The organism is Pseudomonas sp. MB-090624, from assembly GCF_003205245.1.
Taxonomy (GTDB): domain Bacteria; phylum Pseudomonadota; class Gammaproteobacteria; order Pseudomonadales; family Pseudomonadaceae; genus Aquipseudomonas; species Aquipseudomonas juntendi.
Genome location: NZ_QJRK01000016.1, coordinates 1 through 16,247 on the forward strand (window position 1 = coordinate 1; position 16,247 = coordinate 16,247).

A 16,247-nucleotide genomic window follows, 5' to 3' on the forward strand; every position below is an offset into this window, starting at 1 on the left:
ATCCCACAGGAATAATTGGCCCGAAACAAACGTAGGAGCGAGCGCAGCTCGCGATTGCGCCGCGCGGGCGGCGCTCGCTCTAACAGGCGCTGCATACCTTGTGGCAAACACCTGTCAGCCCTGATGCAATCCCCGTGGGAGCTGGCTTGCCGGCGATAGGGCCGGTGAATTTTCGCAACGTTCTGACTCAGTGGACCGCCACATCCTGCCGCCCTGCCCAGCCCTGGCTGCGTGCCCGGTACTGCCGCGGTGCAATGGCGAACAACTCACGAAAGCGCCGGTAGAAATGCGGGAAGCTGACAAACCCGCTGGCCACCGCCACTTCGGTCAACGACTTGTTGGTGTGTTGCAACAGCTGCCGCGCATGGGTCAGGCGCAGCTCCAGGTAATACCGTGGCGGCGTCGCCTGCACATGGCGGTGGAACAAGCGTTCCAGGTGCCGGCGGGACAACCCCGCATGTTCAGCGATCTCGTCGATACCGATCGGGTCTTCGATATTGGCATGCATCAGCTCCAGCGCCAGGCGCACGCCGTGAGGCATGCCAGGGTCAATGTCCGCCACGCCGGCCGCAGTGTCATTTGCCACCCGCGAACGGTCGCACGCCAGCATCTGTTCCACGGCCCGCCGCAACGGCATCCCACCCGCCTGCTCAAGCATGGCCAGCATCATGTCCAGCGCGCTGCAGGCACCTGCGCAGCTCATGCGCCTGCGGTCCAGCACATGGGCCTGGCGGCTGATCCGCACCTTGGGGTAGAGCTCGTTCATCATCGCCCGGCCATCAGGGTGAAAGGCGCAGTCGTGGTCATTGAGCAAACCCGCCTCGGCCAGGAAGTAGGCACCGTTCCACAAGCCGCCCAACTGGCAGCCCTGCTGGTCGGCCTGGCGCAGTTTGGCACGCAACTGGGGGGCAGCTTGCAGGCGCACGCGTAAACCGCCGCACACCAGCAGGCAACCCAGGCCTTGCACCTGCAAATCGCTTAGCTGGGTGTTGACCGGCAAGGCAATGCCCAGGTCGCTCATCACCTGCGGCCCCTCGCCCACCACCTCGACCTGGAACAACGGCGTGGCGCTCATCAGGTTGGCGGTCACCAGGCTGTCCATTGCAGCGGTGAAGGCCATCATCGAGAAGTGTTCACGCAGAACGAAGGCCACCCGCTGGCAGGGCATTGGCAGTGAAGTGCGAAAGCCGGGCTCCAGGTGGGCCAGGTTGGTGTTCTTGAGGATGCTTTCGAAGTGGCTCATGGCTATTAACTCAACAGCGAGAATCGCATTGGCTGCTTCGCGGGCTTGCCCGCTCCCACAGGCATTGCACAGTGTTCAGAACCTGTGGCGGACCTGTGGGAGCGGGCAAGCCCGCGAAAAAGCCAACGCTGATGGATCAGGTTACTGACCGGCCTGGGCCGCAGCATCACGCGAGGCTTGCAGCCACTGGTCAAACTGCTGACGGTGGGCGGCAACCCATTCCTTGGCATGGCGGGTGATGTCGGCAGGCTTCTTCTCGCCCTGCTGCATCTTCAGGTTCTGATTGCTCTCGTCATCGGTGCTGATCTGCACCAGCGACAGAAACTTCAGCGCCGCCGGGTTCTCCTCGGCAAAGTCCTTGTTCAGCACCGCCACCACCTTGTCGATGGCAAAGCCCAGATTCTTGCCGTGGTACGTGGTATCGACGTCGTTGTTGCCATCCGGCAGGTCGGTCTTCGGTACTTCCAGCCAGACGACGTCCTTGCCCTCCACCAGTACGCTGGCAATCCACTGTGGCACCCAGGTGAAGTACAGGATTGGCTTGCCTTCCTTGAAGCGGGCTATGGTGTCGGCCATCAACGCAAAGTACGAGCCCTGGTTCACGGTTACGGTCTTGTCCAGGTCGTAGGCCTTCATGTGGTGGGAGATCACCAGTTCGCAACCCCAGCCCGGGTTGCAACCCGTCATGTCAGCCTTGCCGTCGCCGTCGGTGTCGAACAGTTTGGCGATTTCGGGTTTTTTCAGGTCGGTGATGTACTTGATGTTGTATTGGTCGGCCGTTTTCTTGTCGATCAGGTAACCCTGGGCAACACCGGGCAGGATATTGCCGGTCTTGACCATTACGTCATCGCCACCGGCCTGCTGGTAGAACTTGTCGTGCAGTTTTTCCCACAGGTGCACGGTGAAGTCGGCATCGCCGTTGGCCAAGGCCACCATCATCACGCCGTATTCGGTCTCCTTCGGCTCCTGGACCTTGTAGCCCAGCTCGCGCAGGCCCTCCATGGCCACTTCGCCACGGAAACGCTCTTCGGCAATGGAGGGGAAGATCGGCGTCACCTTCACGCCGTCGCCAGGTTTGTCCGCCGAAGCGTGTGCGGCCAGCGCGGCGGCGGCCAGGGTCAGCGCGGTCGCGCATTTGAGGATGCTGCGGGAGAACTTGGATGGGTGCATCGTCGCTTACCTTTTCTGTTTTTCTTCAAGTGCGGCAGGTCGAACGTTTCAGAAAGTCTTGTGGGGTTCAGGCAGTCTTGCGCCGCCCTTGCGGTTGTGCGGCACCACACAGGCGCAGCACCACGCCTACGGGGCCAGTGTGGTACCAGCGCACGCCAGGCTCGGCATTGCTGCGCGTGCCCATTGCCTGGGTCAGGCGGTCGAGGAAGATCGCCAGCAGCACCAGCCCTACACCGCCGACCGTGGCCAGGCCCATGTCCAACCGGCCGATACCGCGCAGCACCATCTGCCCCAGGCCACCCACGGAAATCATCGAGGCGATCACCACCATCGACAGCGACAGCATCAGGGTCTGGTTGAGGCCCGCCATGATGGTCGAAGTGGCCAACGGCAGTTGCACGCGGGTCAACATCTGCCGTGGCGTGCAGCCAAAGGCGCGAGCGGCCTCGATCTTGTCCTCCGGTACCTGGCGGATGCCCAGGTTGGTCAGGCGCACCAGCGGCGGCAAGGCGAACACGATGGTCACCAGCACCCCGGGCACGTTGCCGATGCCGAACAGCATCACCACCGGCACCAGGTACACGAATGCCGGCAGGGTCTGCATGGCATCGAGCAGCGGGCGTACGATGCTCTCCAGGCGGTTGCTGCGGGCGCAGGCGATGCCCAGCGGAACGCCGATCACCGCGCAGAAGAATACCGAGGTCAGCACCAGCGCCAGGGTGGTCATCGACTCGGACCACACGCCGATCAGGCCGAGCAAGGTCAGGGTGATGAAGCACAGCAGTGCCATGCGCTTGCCCGCAAGTTGCCAGCCCAGCAACGTCGAGAGCAGGATGCCGAGGGTGGGCGGAATGCTCTGCAGGGTGAACTCGATGCCGTTGAGCACCTGGTCGATCGGCCAGCGAATGGCGCGGAATACCTCGCGAAAGTTGTGCACCAGGAAGTTGAGTGTCGCGGTGACCCAGTCACCCAGGGGGAGTGTGACCGCCTGGAACGGGTCGAGAAGGCTGAATTCGGACATGAGGGCTTACCTCTTGGTGGCTTAGTTGCGGCTCAGGGTCTGCAGCAGCTCGTTCTTCGACAAGGTGCCCTTGAAGGCGCCCTGGCGGTCGAGTACCGGTACCGGGTAAGGCAGGTCGGCCGCAATGCCGAGCACCTCATGCAGCGGCGTATCGGTGTAGACCGGGCGTTGCTCGTGCAGGCTGTAGCGGTCACTGGCGCTGGCACCCTTGGCGTCGGTGTCGACCACACCCAGCAACTGCCCACGGTCGTTGACCAGGTAGCCGAACGGAACACCGGCCTGGAAACTCGGAGCCTTGCCGTTGACCTTGCACACCACCGCCGGATCGAACCGGGCCACATCACCGGCCTTGAGCACGCGCGAGCTGTCGAAATGCTTGAAGAAGGTGCGCACGTAATCGTTCGCCGGCTGGTTGATCAGCTCTTGCGGGGTGCCGATCTGCACCACGCGGCCACCTTCCATGATCGCGATGCGGTGGCCGATCCGGATGGCTTCTTCGATGTCGTGGGAAATGAAAATGATGGTGCGCTGTTGCTCGGCCTGCAGACGGATCAGCTCGCCTTGCATTTCGCTGCGGATGAGCGGGTCGAGGGCCGAGAACGCTTCGTCCATCAGCAGGATGGCCGGGTCGTTGGCCAGCGCCCGGGCCAGGCCCACACGCTGCTGCATGCCGCCCGACAGCTGGTGCGGGTAGCTGTGTTCGTGCCCGGCCAGGCCAACCTGGCTCAAGGCCTCGCGGGCACGGCTGTGGCGTTCGCTTGGCGCTACGCCGGCAATCTCCAGGCCGAAGGCGGTGTTTTCCAGCACGCTCATGTGCGGCATCAGGGCGAAGGACTGGAACACCATGCCCATTTCCTTGCGCCGCACGTCGAGCAGGGCCTTGTCAGAGAGCCCGGTAATTTCCTTGCCGTTGAGGTGGATGCTGCCGGAGGTGGGTTCGATCAGGCGGTTGAACAACCGCACCATGGTCGATTTACCCGAGCCAGACAGGCCCATGATGACGAAAATCTCGCCACGCTTGACGGAAAAGCTTGCATCGAAAACGCCGACGACGTGGCCGGTCTTGCTGAAGATCTCGTTCTTGTCGGCGCCCCTGCGGAGCATCTCCATGGCCATGTTCGGGTTGGGCCCGAACACCTTGAAGATATTGTTTACCGAAAGAATCTCATCGGCATGGCTCATACGACCCTCTTTATTATGCTTATAACCAATCTTTCAACATCGCACTTTCAATAAGGCGGTAGAGATCAGTGCGAGTACGCTTGGCAGTCCGTTCAAATGCGAACGTGAGTCAGAACCGGCACGCAGAAAATCCTGCTTCAAAAAATTATTCGACATCGATGTCTCGAATGTCGCGCCGTAAGCTCAACGTTAGGGCGTGCACCCCTGGCGGTCCAACGACATTTGTTCGCCGCTAACCATTACCTGAAGTTATCAATCACGCTAAGCCGCTGCCCTGAGGCCCGGGCGCCCTTACCAGGCAGCGTGGAACACGCTAGAGTGGAGCGATTGGCCACCCCCTCCAAGGACCACGTGCCCGCCCCATGGTCAGACACCTCGAACCCGATCAGACGCTGATCAAGATGCCCTCCCTGCGCGCCGTGAAGGTCTTCGTGGCCGCCGCCAGGTACCAGAACTTTACCCGTGCAGCCGAGGCGCTGTGTGTCACCCAGGCCGCAGTCAGCCGGCAGATCCGTGAGCTGGAAACCTACCTGGGGGCCGAACTGTTCAACCGGGTCGGCCGTGCAGTGGAGCTCACCGTGGCCGGCTCGATCTTCTTCGATGCGGTGCAGTTGTCGTTCGTCAACATATCCCAGGCCGCCGAGCGTATCCGCAGTAACACCAATACCAAGCACGTGGTCACCTTGTGCTGTTCGCCGGCGTTCGCGGCGTTGTGGATGGGGCCACGGATGCCGAAGTTCTTTGCCGAAAACCCGGATATCGACATCAATCTGGTCACCACGCAGAACTTCCTGTCGATGGAGCCGGGTGTGCGGCCTGACATCTACATCACCAAGCTGGGCAAGGTGCAGGCTGGCTACAGCTCGCACCCGCTCAACCATGACGTGATCTACCCGGTGTGCACCCCACAGTACCTGGCCCGGCACCCCGAGGTGCAGACGCTGCAAGGCTTGCGCGATGGCACCCTGCTCAACCTCAGCCCTTATGGGCGTTCGCAGGTGGCCGAACATGTGGACTGGAACGTCTGGCTGGCCTTCCACGACGTTGACCTGAAAAGCCGCGCCAATACCGCACCGCACTTCTTCAACGCCAACGACTACAACCTGCTGGTGCAACTGGCCCTTGGCAACCAGGGCGTAGCGCTGGGCTGGCACCACCTGGTGGCACAACTGGTGGCCCAGGGGCTGCTGGTGCGCCCGGTGCAAGAGGAGTTGGTGCTCAAGGACACCTTCCACTTCCTGGCCTTCAACGAAGACAAGGAACATGAGCCCAGTTGCCTGCGCTTGCGCGACTGGTTGCTCGAAGAGTTCCAGCCGTTGCTGGATTCACTGGGCAGCAGCTGAGCCGCTGTTTCACAGGCGCGCAAAGGCCGGCACTGCCCACCCGCTCACTGCGGTAACAGCTTGCAACCAGTCCAGCCCACCATTGAGGCACTTTCCTCACACGCACGCCCCGGCATCTGTTAAAAAGCCCACATGCCCACCCTTTTCCTCTCCCACCTACGCCGCCGCTGGCTGACCTGGTTGTGTGCCACCTTGCTGGTGATCGGCCTGCCCAGCAGTTGCGCGGTGCTTCAGCACAAAGAGCGCGAACTGGTGTTCCGCATCGAACCTGGCCAGGCCAGCTGGTTCCGTGGCCTGCCCAGCGGTGTGCAGGAGCTTGACCTGCGGCCGCGCAGTTTCGCTGCCAATCAGAGCCTGCACGCCTGGTGGTGGCCGGCCAGGCGCGCCAATGCCCCGGCCATCCTCTACCTGCATGGGGTGCGCTGGAACCTGACCGGGCAGTTGTTCCGCATCGAGCAGTTGCATGCCATGGGCTACTCGGTGCTGGCCGTGGACTACCGCGGCTTTGGCCAGAGCCGCGGCGGGCTGCCCTCCGAGGCCACGGTCTATGAGGACGCGCGCATCGCCTGGGAGCGCTTCGCTCAGTTGCAACCCGACGCGGGCAAACGGCTGATCTTCGGCCATTCGCTGGGCGGAGCGGTGGCCGTGGAACTGGCCCGCGCGCTGGCAGCCGAAGCACGCCAGGGCGGTGCCGCGGCCCCGGCGCGTGGGTTGATACTGGAATCGACATTCACCTCGTTGGGCGATGTCGCCGCTGCGGTAGCCAATACGTCACTGCCGGTGCGTTGGTTGCTGTCGCAGAAGTTCGACTCGCTGGGCAAGATTCAGGACATCGGCTTGCCCGTGCTGCTGGTGCACGGGCTGGATGACCGCTTCGTGCCAGCGCGTTTCAGCCAGCAGCTGTACGAGGCGGCCCGGCAGCCCAAAACCCTGCTGCTGGTACCGGGTGCCAGCCACAACAACAGCATGAGCCTGGCCGGGCCGCGTTATCGGCAAGCGATCCAGGCGCTGCTCTGAAAGCGTTACTGGCCCCCTTTGTAGGAGCGGCCTTGCGTCGCGACTGGGCTGCGCAGCAGCCCCGGCAATGTGTCGTCATGGCTACGATCCGGGGGGCGCTACGCGCCCCTTTCGCGACGCAAGGCCGCTCCTACAGGGGCCAATGCAACAGCCAAAGTCACTGTACGGGCAGGAAGTTCATCAGCAGCAGGCTCTGTGCATAGTTCAGCCCGATCCGCCGATACCGCTCGTCCAGCAACTCTGCCAGCAAATCCAGGCGCGCCACGATCTTCCCGAACTCCACGGCGAAACTCAGGTTGCTGCCCTCTTCGGAAATCTCGTTGGAAAACAGCAGCAACACGCCATTGGCATCTTGCCGCTGGCTCAACATCCAGGTGGCCTTTTCGATATTGCGCGCGGCGTTGTTGATGAACAGCGGGTCGATCGTGTCGGTCATGTAGAACTCGGTGCGCCCGCCGTGAGCGGTGATCAGCATGCTGCCGATGGCATAGATGAAGGCGCCGACGCGGTCACCGCGAAAATCCGGGCTCAACGCGTAACTCAAGGCTGCCAGGTCGCGACGGTTGCCCAGCTGCGCCAGCGGCTGGCGGTGTTCGATGGCCTTGCGGATCTGCCGCTCGGCAGTGGCGGCGTCGACGTACCCCGACATCTTCAACTGATTGGGGTTGCGCAGGTACAGCTTGTTCATCAGCAGGTACAGGCTTTGCAGGTTGTCGCGCATCGACAGCGTGGCCAGGCGGTCGACACTGGTCTGGAACAGTTCGCTGGGCTTGCCGTCGGCAAACTGGTCGAGCATGTCGCGGCCCTGTTCCTGGGTGCAGGCACACAGGCAGGTGAGCACGCCTGCCAGCAGCACGCGGGGAATCAGATGAGGGTAGCTTGCAACCATCGGCACCGGGTCGATATTCGGCGGCCGCATCGGGGATTGATGTGGCCTGGCCAAGCATAGAGCGCGGAAATGGCAAAAAGTGCAGTGTAAATGCCGCCGCAGGCCCGGCGGCATACCCTCACATGGCGTGGCGCAACTTCTCCACCATCTGCGCGTGCAGCGCCGGGTCGCCACAGGCCACTACACAGCCGCCGTGCTGCGCCGAACTGCCATCCCAGGCGCTGATCACCCCACCCGCCCCTTCGATGATCGGCATCAGCGCCTGTACGTCATAGGGTTGCAAGCTGGCCTCCACGATCACATCGACGAACCCCGACGCCAGCATGCAGTAGGCATAGCAATCGCCGCCGTAGCGCATCAGCCGCGCCTGCCCGGCTACCGCCTCGAACGCGGCCTTGCGCTCGGCTGTGTCGAACATGTCGGGGGTGGTGCACATCAGCGTGGCCGTAGCCAGGTCGGCGCAGGCGCGGGTACGCAAGGGTGTAGCGTTGCGCCAGGCCCCCTCGGGCGTGCCAATGAAACGCTCGCCGGTAAAGGGCTGGTTCATCACCCCCAGTACCGGGCGGGTACCGTCGTTCAGCGCAATCAGCGTTCCCCACAATGGCAGGCCGGTGATGAAGGCACGGGTGCCGTCGATGGGGTCGAGCACCCAGGTCAGCGGGCTGCTGCCCACCGCCACCCCGGCCTCTTCGCCAAGAATGCCGTGGTCCGGGTAACGCGCCTGGATCAACGCGCGCATCGCATCCTCGGCCGCCTTGTCGGCCACCGTCACCGGGTCGTACAGGCGCCCCCCCTTGTCCTCGACGTCCAGGCTGGCACGGAAGTACGGCTTGATGGCCTGTGCAGCGGCGTCGGCCAGTTGCTCGGCGAATGTACGCAACTCACCAATCTGTGGGGCACTCAGGGACATTGGGAACAGGCCTCGTGACAGTTATGAAGGTCGGCATAATACCCGACAACCTGCATTGCACCAGCCGTACGCGCAAAGTGCCACTATAATGCCACTAGCGGTCCTTCATTTAACCGTCACTCATTCGTTGTACTAGGATACCGATCAGGTGCCCACACCAGCCGAGGATGCGGCTGGCAGATACGCAACGGCACAACCCTTACTGGCCTTCATGGACGATACGATGAATTCGAAACAGCTTTACCCGCAAATTGGCAAAGTCATCGCCAGCACCGGCAGCCATCAGTTTCCGCGCATGCTGCACGACCTGATCCAGGCTCACCTCGCCATCGACGCCATGCAGATCCGCCACCTGCCTGGCCTGCCTTGCGAATCGAGGCTGTTCGATGAAACGGTATTTTCTTCCCAGGCCCAGCCAGGCAGCGACTTCAACGACCCTGCCCGCCTGCACCGTATCAGCCATAAAGGCAATGCGCGCATGGAGATCCAGGTGCTGCGTGCCGACTCCACCTACGGTTTTTCGAGCTTCGAGCGCCGCCACCTGGACGCGATTTCCCCCTTGCTGCTGCCCATGCTGGAAAAGCACATCGACGCCTTGCAGCCCGGCCCCGAGCGCCATGCCCGGGAAAACCTCGAACAGCGCTTCGTCGACCGCCTGGCGCAGTCGGGGCTCAAGCTTTCCGAGCGCGAGCGCCAGGTGTGCCTGGGGTTGCTGGCCGGGCATACCGCCCCACAGCAGGCCGAGCGGCTGGCCTTGAAGGTGAATACGGTTGAAAGCTACCTGCGTCGGGCGGCGATCAAGCTGGGCATCAGTGGGCGGCATTCGCTGATGCGCTGGATGTATGCCGAGGGCTGATTAGTGTTTTCCTGTACCGGCCTCTTCGCGGGCAAGCCCGCTCCCACAGGTACATCACAGGTTCTGAAAACTGTGCAAAACCTGTGGGAGCGGGCTTGCCCGCGAAGCGGCCGGCACAGGTCTGCCTCAATCCCGGGCTAACGCCTCAATCGGATCAAGCCGCGCTGCGTTCCTTGCCGGTACAAACCCGAATACCACGCCGATCAGCGTCGAGCAGGCAAACGCCATGACGATCGAGGCTGGCGAAAACACCATTTCCCATTGTCTGACGAACAGCTCGAACAGGTACCCCACGCCATACGACAAGCCGATCCCGACCAAGCCGCCAAACAGGCACACCATCACCGCCTCCACCAGGAACTGTTGGCGAATGTCCGACTGGCGTGCCCCCACCGCCATGCGAATGCCGATCTCGCGGGTACGTTCGGTCACCGACACCAGCATGATGTTCATCACCCCGATGCCGCCCACCACCAGCGAGATCACGGCAATCAGTGACAGCAGCAAGGTCAGCGAGCGGCTGGTCTTCTGCACCGTCTGCATGATGCTGTCGAGGTTGTTGGTGAAGAAGTCCTTGGTCCCATGGCGCTGCAGCATCACCCGGGTCACCTCCTCTTCAACGCGCTTGCTGGGCACGCCATCCTTGATGCGCACACTGATGCTGTCCAGGTGCCGCTGGCCCAGGATGCGCCCGGCAGCGGTTTCGTAGGGTACCCAGATGTTCAGCTGGTTGCTGGCGACGAACAGGTTCTTGTTTTCGGCCGTTACCCCGATCACCGTGCACGGCAGGTTGCCGACCAAAATCACCTGCCCCAGCGGGTCAACGTGGGGGCCGAACAGGCGCTTGCGGGTGTTGTGGTCGATCACCACCACTTGGGCCTGGCGCCGTGCATCGTCGGCGCTGAACACGATGCCGGCTGCCAACGGTATGTTGCGCACCTGAAAATAATGCTCGCTCACGCCATTGAGCTGCGCGTCCACGTCCAGGTTGCGGTAGCGCACCAGGGTGCTCTGGCCGATCACCGGGGTGGCGCTGTCGACGTAGTACAGCGCGTTGAGCGCTGCCGCGTCGGCGGGTAGCAAGGTTTCGATGGTCTTGGCCCGGCTGTCACCGAAATTGCTGCCGGAGTAGATGTCGATGGTGTTGCTGCCAATGGCCTGGATGTCTTTCAGTACATAGCCCTTGGCACCCTCGCCAATGGCCGAGATGGACACCACCGAGGTGATGCCGATGATGATCCCGAGCATGGTCAGCAGGGTGCGCATGCGGTGCGAGATCAGCGCGAGCCACGCCATCTTGAACGCCTCGCGAAACAGCCCCAGGCTGATCCACAGGCGGCGCCCAACCGCCACCTGGGCCACAGGTGCCGGTTGGGCTTCAGGTTCAGCGATGGCGATGGCGGGTGAACTGGTACGCCGGTCGCTGACAATCTGCCCATCACTGACCTCGATGATGCGTTCGGCATGCGCCGCCACCTTGGGGTCATGGGTCACCAGGATCACCGTGTGCCCGGCCGCGTGCAGCTCCAGCAGGATGTTCATCACCTCCTTGCCGCTGGCGGTGTCCAGTGCGCCGGTCGGCTCGTCGGCCAGAATCACCTGGCCGCCGTTCATCAGTGCCCGGCAGATACTCACCCGCTGCTGTTGGCCCCCCGACAATTGGCTGGGCCGGTGCTCCAGGTGGTGCTTCAGGCCCAGCCGGGTCAGCAGCTCGCACGCCCGGGCATGGCGCTGGCCCTGCGGCGAGCCGGCGTACACCGCCGGTATCTCCACGTTGTGCAGCGCATCCAGGTGCGGCAGCAAGTGGTAGCGCTGGAAGATGAAGCCAAAATGGTCACGGCGCAGCGCCGCCAGGGCATCATCGTCCAGCTCCCGGGTTTCCTGCCCTGCAACCTGGTAGCTACCGCTACTGGCGTGATCGAGGCAACCAAGGATGTTCATCAGCGTCGATTTGCCCGAGCCTGAGGCGCCGATGATCGCCAGCAGCTCACCGCTGTGAATCTGCAGGTCGATACCCTTCAGCGCCAGGAATGCTCGATCGCCAGCCTGAAAACTGCGCGTCACCCCCTGCAAGCGCAGCAACGGCTGTGCCGGCTTGCAGGTCACCGCCGTGCCTGCGCCAGGCTGCACATTCATGTTCATGCTCACGCCCCCGTTTCGCCTGACACCGGCTCGCCAATCACCACCCGGTCACCTTCGGCCAGGCCATCCTCGATCTGCACCTTGACGTTGTTGTTGATGCCCGCCTGCACGTTGCGCAACTGGGCGAAGCCCTTGGCGTCGAGCACCCGCACCGGGAAGCTGCCATCAGCGTTGCGTGCGCCCAGCGCGGCCACGGGCACGGTGAGTACGCCGCGGGCGGTGTCGAGCACGATATGCACCTGCGCAGTCATGGAAATGCGCAGGCGGTGGTCGGGGTTGGGTACTTCGAACAAGGCGTTGTAGAACACCGCGCCAGTCGGCTTGCCACTGCTGCCTTCCTGCTTGTCGCTGCTTTGTGCGTAGTTCTGCGGTGCGGGTTCGGTGCCGCGTAGCTTGGCGTAGTAGCGTTTGTCCTCGCCAAGGATGGTGAAATAAACCTCCTGGCCAGGGGCAACGTGGATCACATCGGCTTCCGACACCTGGGCCTTGACCGTCATGGTGTCGAGGTTGGCCAGCTTGAGCAGCACCGGTGCCAACTGGTTGGCGATCACGGTCTGCCCCTCCTGGGTGACGATGCCCACCACATGGCCGGTGATGGGTGCATTGATGCGGGTGTAGCCCAGGTTGACCCGGGCCGTGTCGATTTCCACCCGCGCACTCTGGAGCTGCGCATCCAGCGAGCGCACCGCAGCCTGCTGCACTTCGTATTCCGACTCGGCATTCTCGAAGTCCTGGCGCGACACCGACTCGTCAGCCTGCAGTTCGCGGTAGCGCTGGTACACGCGCCGGGTCTGTTTGAGCTGGGCCAGGGCCGAACGCCGTTCGGCCTGCAATTTCTCCTCGTCCACTTCTGCCTGGCGCAGGGTATTGCGCAATACCAGCGGGTCGATCTCGGCCAGCCACTGGCCCTGGGTGACCTTGTCGCCGAGTTTGACCTTCAGCGACTTCAACTGCCCGGACACCTGGGCACCTACATCCACCTGCTTGATGCCTTCGAGCGTGCCACTGGCCAGCACCGCGTTCTCGATATCGCCACGCTCGACCGTGGTGGTGATGTATTGCGGCGGCTTGGCCGGGGCCTGAATGGCGTACAGGCTGATGCCTGCAACCAAGGCCACTGCCAGGCCGAGGCCGAACTTACGCAATCTTGACTTGTTCATGAACACTCACTTTCCCAAGAAATTCACTCGACCCTGGCAGCGCTTGCCCCTTGCCGAAGGCAGGGGGCAAGCTGCCGTGGTCACGGGCTGACCTTGCCGTGCTGCACGGCCTGGCCGTCGTGCCACCAGGCCGCCAGGCTGAACACGTCCGGCACTTTCAAGATGCTGAAGTGGTCGCCCGGCCCCTGCCACAGCCTCAGTTGCGGCATCAGTTGCTGCCAGCCTTCCTGCATGGCGGCGTGCTCGCGGGCGTTGCCCAGCGCGTCGAGTTGCGGGTCATCAACCAATACCAGGCCCACCGGCCCGGTATACGTCAGCGACGGCCGATAGACGGTGCGCAGGGCCGTGGCGAAGGTACGCACTGTGCCCTCCAGCACCGCTGGCGTGGACCGCGCTGGCAACAGCCCGTTGCGCACCATGCCGGCATGCAGTTGCCGCAACTGCTCATCAGCCGTGGCCAGGGCAAACGCTGACGGGTCGATGGCCAAGGTTTTTCCGGTAGACCGTTGCAGCGCTTCAACCAGCTGCTGCAACGCCTCGCCGAAGGTGTACGGCTGGCCGCACGTTCCTCCGGCGCCCGGCGCCTCGCTGTCGATCAGGGTCAACGAGCGCACCGGCCGGCCCTTGGCCTGCAACCGGGCGGCGATGGCATGCGCAACCCACCCGCCGAACGAATGCCCGACCAGGTTCAACGGCCCGTGCGGGTACACCGCCTCGATCGCCTGCACATGGCTGTCGGCGGCGGCTTCGACGGTACTGTGCGGTATGCCGGCACCGTCCAGGCCGCGGGCCTGCAAGCCATGCAATGGCCAGTCCGGGCCCAGGGCTTCGGCAAGGCCAATGAAGCTGGTGACGCTATCCCCGGCCCCCGGTACGCAGAACAGCGGCGCGTGCCCGGCGTGCCCGCTCTGAATCGCCACGTGCGCGACCGGGGCCGGTGCCATGGCGTTCGGGCAACCGGCAAGCGCCTCGCTCATCACCTGCCCAAGGGCAGCGACGTGCGGGGCCTGCATCAGGCTGCGGTGGTCGCCCGGCACCGTCAGGGTCTGTAAGCGCTGGCCGGGCAGTGCCTCGCCCCAACCCAGGGTCGGCAGAGGGTCCGGGCCCTGCTCGGCGCGGAACAGGTGCACCGGTATGTGCAACGGCGCCGGGCGGTAATGCGCCAAGGCATAGCCATGGGCCAGTTCACGGCTGAAATAATGCAGCAGTTGCGCATCGCTCATGCTCGCCCACAGGCCATAGAGCAGGCCCTGCGTTCTACAGGTAGCCAGCAACGTGGCGAAATCCGCCTGTACGGCCTCCAATTGCTGCAAGTGCGCAACCTTACCGGCAGCCGCCGGCCCTTGCGTGCGCCAGAACGCCGAGCAGTTGAGCAATAGCTGCCGTTCCAGCGCGTACTGCCCGGCCCAGCGCGCCTTGCCCTGGTCAGCCAGGCGCGGCGCGTAGGTGTCGATCAGCCCGACGAATTCGACGCTTTCGTCAGCCCCCAGCAACTGGTTGGCGATTTCGAAGGCAACGATGCCGCCGAACGACCAGCCAGCCAGGCGGTACGGCCCGTGCGGCTGAACCTGGCGCATCTGCCCGATGTGGTAGCGGGCCAGGCACTCCAAGGTACGCGGTTGCGGCTGCTCGGCAGGTACGCCGGGCAAGCCGTAGATCGCGAACTCGCCGCCCAGCTGCTGGCCCAGCACGGGGAAGTAGAAATCCAGCCCGGTGAACTCGTGGACCAGGAACAGCGGCGTGCCTGCCGTACCGGTACGTACCGTGACGGCCCCACCCGCTTGCCTGGTGTTGTCGTCCAGCCGTGCTGCCAGCAACGCGACGCTGGGCTGCTGGAACACATCGTTCAGGGCTGCCTGCAAGCCCGCTTTGCTGAGCCTGTCAAGCAGACGGATAGCCGCCAGGGAATGCCCGCCCAGCTCGAAGAAGTTGTCGTGCCGCCCTACCTGCTCCACGCCCAGCAGCTCGGCCCACAGGGCCGCCAGCAAGTGTTCGGTGTCGCCTTGCGGGGCTTCGAACGGGCGCTCCAGTACCGCGCCCGGCGCTGGCAGTGCCTTGCGGTCGAGCTTGCCGTTGGGGCTCAGCGGCAGGGTGTCCAGGTGAATCAGTACCGCCGGGACCATGAACGCCGGCAAGCGGCTGAGCAAAGCGGCGCGCAGCACCTCCAGCGTATGGTGTTGCCCGGTGTAGTAGGCGAGTAATTGCTGTTCGCGTGCGATCACCACCGCTTCCTGGATACCTTCGATACCGGTGAGGCAAGCCTGGATTTCGCCCAGCTCGATGCGTAGGCCATGCAGTTTGACCTGATCGTCGTTGCGGCCGAGGTATTCGATGTTGCCGTCCGGCAGGTGACGCGCCAGGTCGCCGGTGCGGTACAGGCGTGCGCCGGGTACGAACGGATCGTCGATGAAGCGCTCGGCGGTCAGTTCGGCGCGGTTGAGGTAACCCCGGGCCACCTGCACGCCGCCGATGTAGAGCTCGCCGGCTACCCCCTGGGGCACCGGTTGCTGCTGGTCGTCGAGGATGTACAGGGTGGTGTTGGCGATGGGTTTGCCGATCGGGGTGTTGTCCGGGGAGGTGGTGCAGTGCCAGGCGCTGACATCCACCGCGGCTTCGGTCGGGCCGTAGAGGTTGTGCAGCTCGACGGTTGGCAGCTGAGCGTGGAAACGCCGTACCAGATTCCCCGGCAACGCCTCACCCGAGCAGATCACACGTATCAAGGGTAGGCGCGGCATTGTGTTGTGATCGGGCTGCGCGGCTGTCCCGGCGGTAATGATGTCGGTTTGGAAATCCTGGGGCCGCTGTGCGGCCCTTTCGCGACACGAGGCCGCTCCTACAGGGGCCTTGTTCGTGTTCGAGGACTGGGAAGGCTCGGAATATTGATTATCAGGCACTGCTTCCCCGCACGGTAGGAGCGGCCTTGCGTCGCGATCGGGCTGCGCGGCTGTCCCGGCGGTAATGATGTCGGCTTGGAAATCCTGGGGCCGCTGTGCGGCCCTGTCGCGACACGAGGCCGCTCCTACAGGGGCCTTGTTCGTGTTCGGGTACTGGGAAGGCTCGGAATATTGATTATCAGGCACTGCTTCCCCGCACGGTAGGAGCGGCCTTGCGTCGCGATCGGGCTGCGCAGCAGCCCTGGCGGTAATGATGTCGGTTTGGAAATCCTGGGGCCGCTGTGCGGCCCTTTCGCGACACGAGGCCGCTCCTACAGGGGCCTTGTTCGTGTTCGAGGACTGGGAAGGCTCGGAATATTGATTATCAGGCACTGCTTCCCCGCACGGTAGGAGCGGCCTTGCGTCGCGATCGGGCTGCGC

11 protein-coding genes and 1 pseudogene are annotated in these 16,247 nt (G+C 63.6%); 3 read left to right on the top strand and 9 right to left on the bottom strand.

The features are described from left to right. Positions 1–187 precede the first annotated feature (187 nt). The 4 genes from DMX12_RS10915 to DMX12_RS10930 all read right to left on the bottom strand — a co-directional run bounded on the left by DMX12_RS10915 (position 188) and on the right by DMX12_RS10930 (position 4,616). The gene (locus DMX12_RS10915; RefSeq protein WP_110677503.1) at positions 188–1,243 is read right to left on the bottom strand and encodes a GlxA family transcriptional regulator; all 1,056 of its coding nucleotides are present in this window, start codon (positions 1,241–1,243) and stop codon (positions 188–190) included. Between the two features lie 141 nt (positions 1,244–1,384). Then, a complete protein-coding gene (proX, locus tag DMX12_RS10920) occupies positions 1,385–2,413 on the bottom strand; it encodes a glycine betaine/L-proline ABC transporter substrate-binding protein ProX (RefSeq protein ID WP_110677505.1) in 1,029 nt (342 codons plus the stop codon). Positions 2,414–2,480: 67 nt separating this feature from the next. After that, positions 2,481–3,434: a glycine betaine/L-proline ABC transporter permease ProW gene (gene proW / locus DMX12_RS10925; protein WP_054912985.1), complete on the bottom strand. Its 954-nt coding sequence runs from the start codon at positions 3,432–3,434 to the stop codon at positions 2,481–2,483. 21 nt (positions 3,435–3,455) lie between these two features. Then, complete coding sequence (locus DMX12_RS10930) at positions 3,456–4,616, bottom strand: glycine betaine/L-proline ABC transporter ATP-binding protein (RefSeq protein WP_110677507.1); 1,161 nt, start codon at positions 4,614–4,616, stop codon at positions 3,456–3,458. A gap of 362 nt (positions 4,617–4,978) precedes the next feature. Between DMX12_RS10930 and DMX12_RS10935 the strand changes: the two genes are divergently transcribed. Continuing rightward, the gene (locus tag DMX12_RS10935; RefSeq protein WP_054912987.1) at positions 4,979–5,959 is read left to right on the top strand and encodes a LysR family transcriptional regulator; all 981 of its coding nucleotides are present in this window, start codon (positions 4,979–4,981) and stop codon (positions 5,957–5,959) included. 132 nt (positions 5,960–6,091) lie between these two features. After that, positions 6,092–6,976: an alpha/beta hydrolase gene (locus DMX12_RS10940; RefSeq protein ID WP_054912988.1), complete on the top strand. Its 885-nt coding sequence runs from the start codon at positions 6,092–6,094 to the stop codon at positions 6,974–6,976. Positions 6,977–7,133: 157 nt separating this feature from the next. Here DMX12_RS10940 and DMX12_RS10945 read toward each other — a convergent pair whose 3' ends face one another. Beyond that, complete coding sequence (locus DMX12_RS10945) at positions 7,134–7,895, bottom strand: hypothetical protein (RefSeq protein WP_371928258.1); 762 nt, start codon at positions 7,893–7,895, stop codon at positions 7,134–7,136. 88 nt (positions 7,896–7,983) lie between these two features. Next, positions 7,984–8,775 carry a histidinol-phosphatase gene (gene hisN / locus DMX12_RS10950; protein ID WP_110677509.1) on the bottom strand — a complete coding sequence of 264 codons (792 nt, stop codon included), beginning with the start codon at positions 8,773–8,775 and terminating at the stop codon, positions 7,984–7,986. Between the two features lie 223 nt (positions 8,776–8,998). Between hisN and DMX12_RS10955 the strand changes: the two genes are divergently transcribed. Then, positions 8,999–9,631: a helix-turn-helix transcriptional regulator gene (locus DMX12_RS10955; RefSeq protein WP_110677511.1), complete on the top strand. Its 633-nt coding sequence runs from the start codon at positions 8,999–9,001 to the stop codon at positions 9,629–9,631. 126 nt (positions 9,632–9,757) lie between these two features. Here the strand turns inward: DMX12_RS10955 and DMX12_RS10960 are convergent, their stop codons facing one another. The 3 genes and pseudogenes from DMX12_RS10960 to DMX12_RS10970 all read right to left on the bottom strand — a co-directional run. Continuing rightward, on the bottom strand, positions 9,758–11,767 hold the full coding sequence (locus DMX12_RS10960; RefSeq protein WP_177411263.1) for a MacB family efflux pump subunit: 2,010 nt from the start codon (positions 11,765–11,767) through the stop codon (positions 9,758–9,760). A gap of 8 nt (positions 11,768–11,775) precedes the next feature. Then, complete coding sequence (gene macA, locus DMX12_RS10965) at positions 11,776–12,933, bottom strand: macrolide transporter subunit MacA (protein ID WP_110677514.1); 1,158 nt, start codon at positions 12,931–12,933, stop codon at positions 11,776–11,778. A gap of 80 nt (positions 12,934–13,013) precedes the next feature. Beyond that, a pseudogene (locus tag DMX12_RS10970) lies at positions 13,014–15,653 on the bottom strand (alpha/beta fold hydrolase); the annotation flags it as partial. Positions 15,654–16,247: the final 594 nt, after the last annotated feature.

Bases quoted from the DNA above. Each gene is read 5' to 3' on its own strand.
- DMX12_RS10915 (WP_110677503.1), bottom strand. From the start codon at position 1,243: ATGAGCCACTTCGAAAGCATCCTCAAGAACACCAACCTGGCCCACCTG.
- proX (WP_110677505.1), bottom strand. From the start codon at position 2,413: ATGCACCCATCCAAGTTCTCCCGCAGCATCCTCAAATGCGCGACCGCG.
- proW (WP_054912985.1), bottom strand. From the start codon at position 3,434: ATGTCCGAATTCAGCCTTCTCGACCCGTTCCAGGCGGTCACACTCCCC.
- DMX12_RS10930 (WP_110677507.1), bottom strand. From the start codon at position 4,616: ATGAGCCATGCCGATGAGATTCTTTCGGTAAACAATATCTTCAAGGTG.
- DMX12_RS10935 (WP_054912987.1), top strand. From the start codon at position 4,979: ATGGTCAGACACCTCGAACCCGATCAGACGCTGATCAAGATGCCCTCC.
- DMX12_RS10940 (WP_054912988.1), top strand. From the start codon at position 6,092: ATGCCCACCCTTTTCCTCTCCCACCTACGCCGCCGCTGGCTGACCTGG.
- DMX12_RS10945 (WP_371928258.1), bottom strand. From the start codon at position 7,895: ATGCGGCCGCCGAATATCGACCCGGTGCCGATGGTTGCAAGCTACCCT.
- hisN (WP_110677509.1), bottom strand. From the start codon at position 8,775: ATGTCCCTGAGTGCCCCACAGATTGGTGAGTTGCGTACATTCGCCGAG.
- DMX12_RS10955 (WP_110677511.1), top strand. From the start codon at position 8,999: ATGAATTCGAAACAGCTTTACCCGCAAATTGGCAAAGTCATCGCCAGC.
- DMX12_RS10960 (WP_177411263.1), bottom strand. From the start codon at position 11,767: ATGAATGTGCAGCCTGGCGCAGGCACGGCGGTGACCTGCAAGCCGGCA.
- macA (WP_110677514.1), bottom strand. From the start codon at position 12,933: ATGAACAAGTCAAGATTGCGTAAGTTCGGCCTCGGCCTGGCAGTGGCC.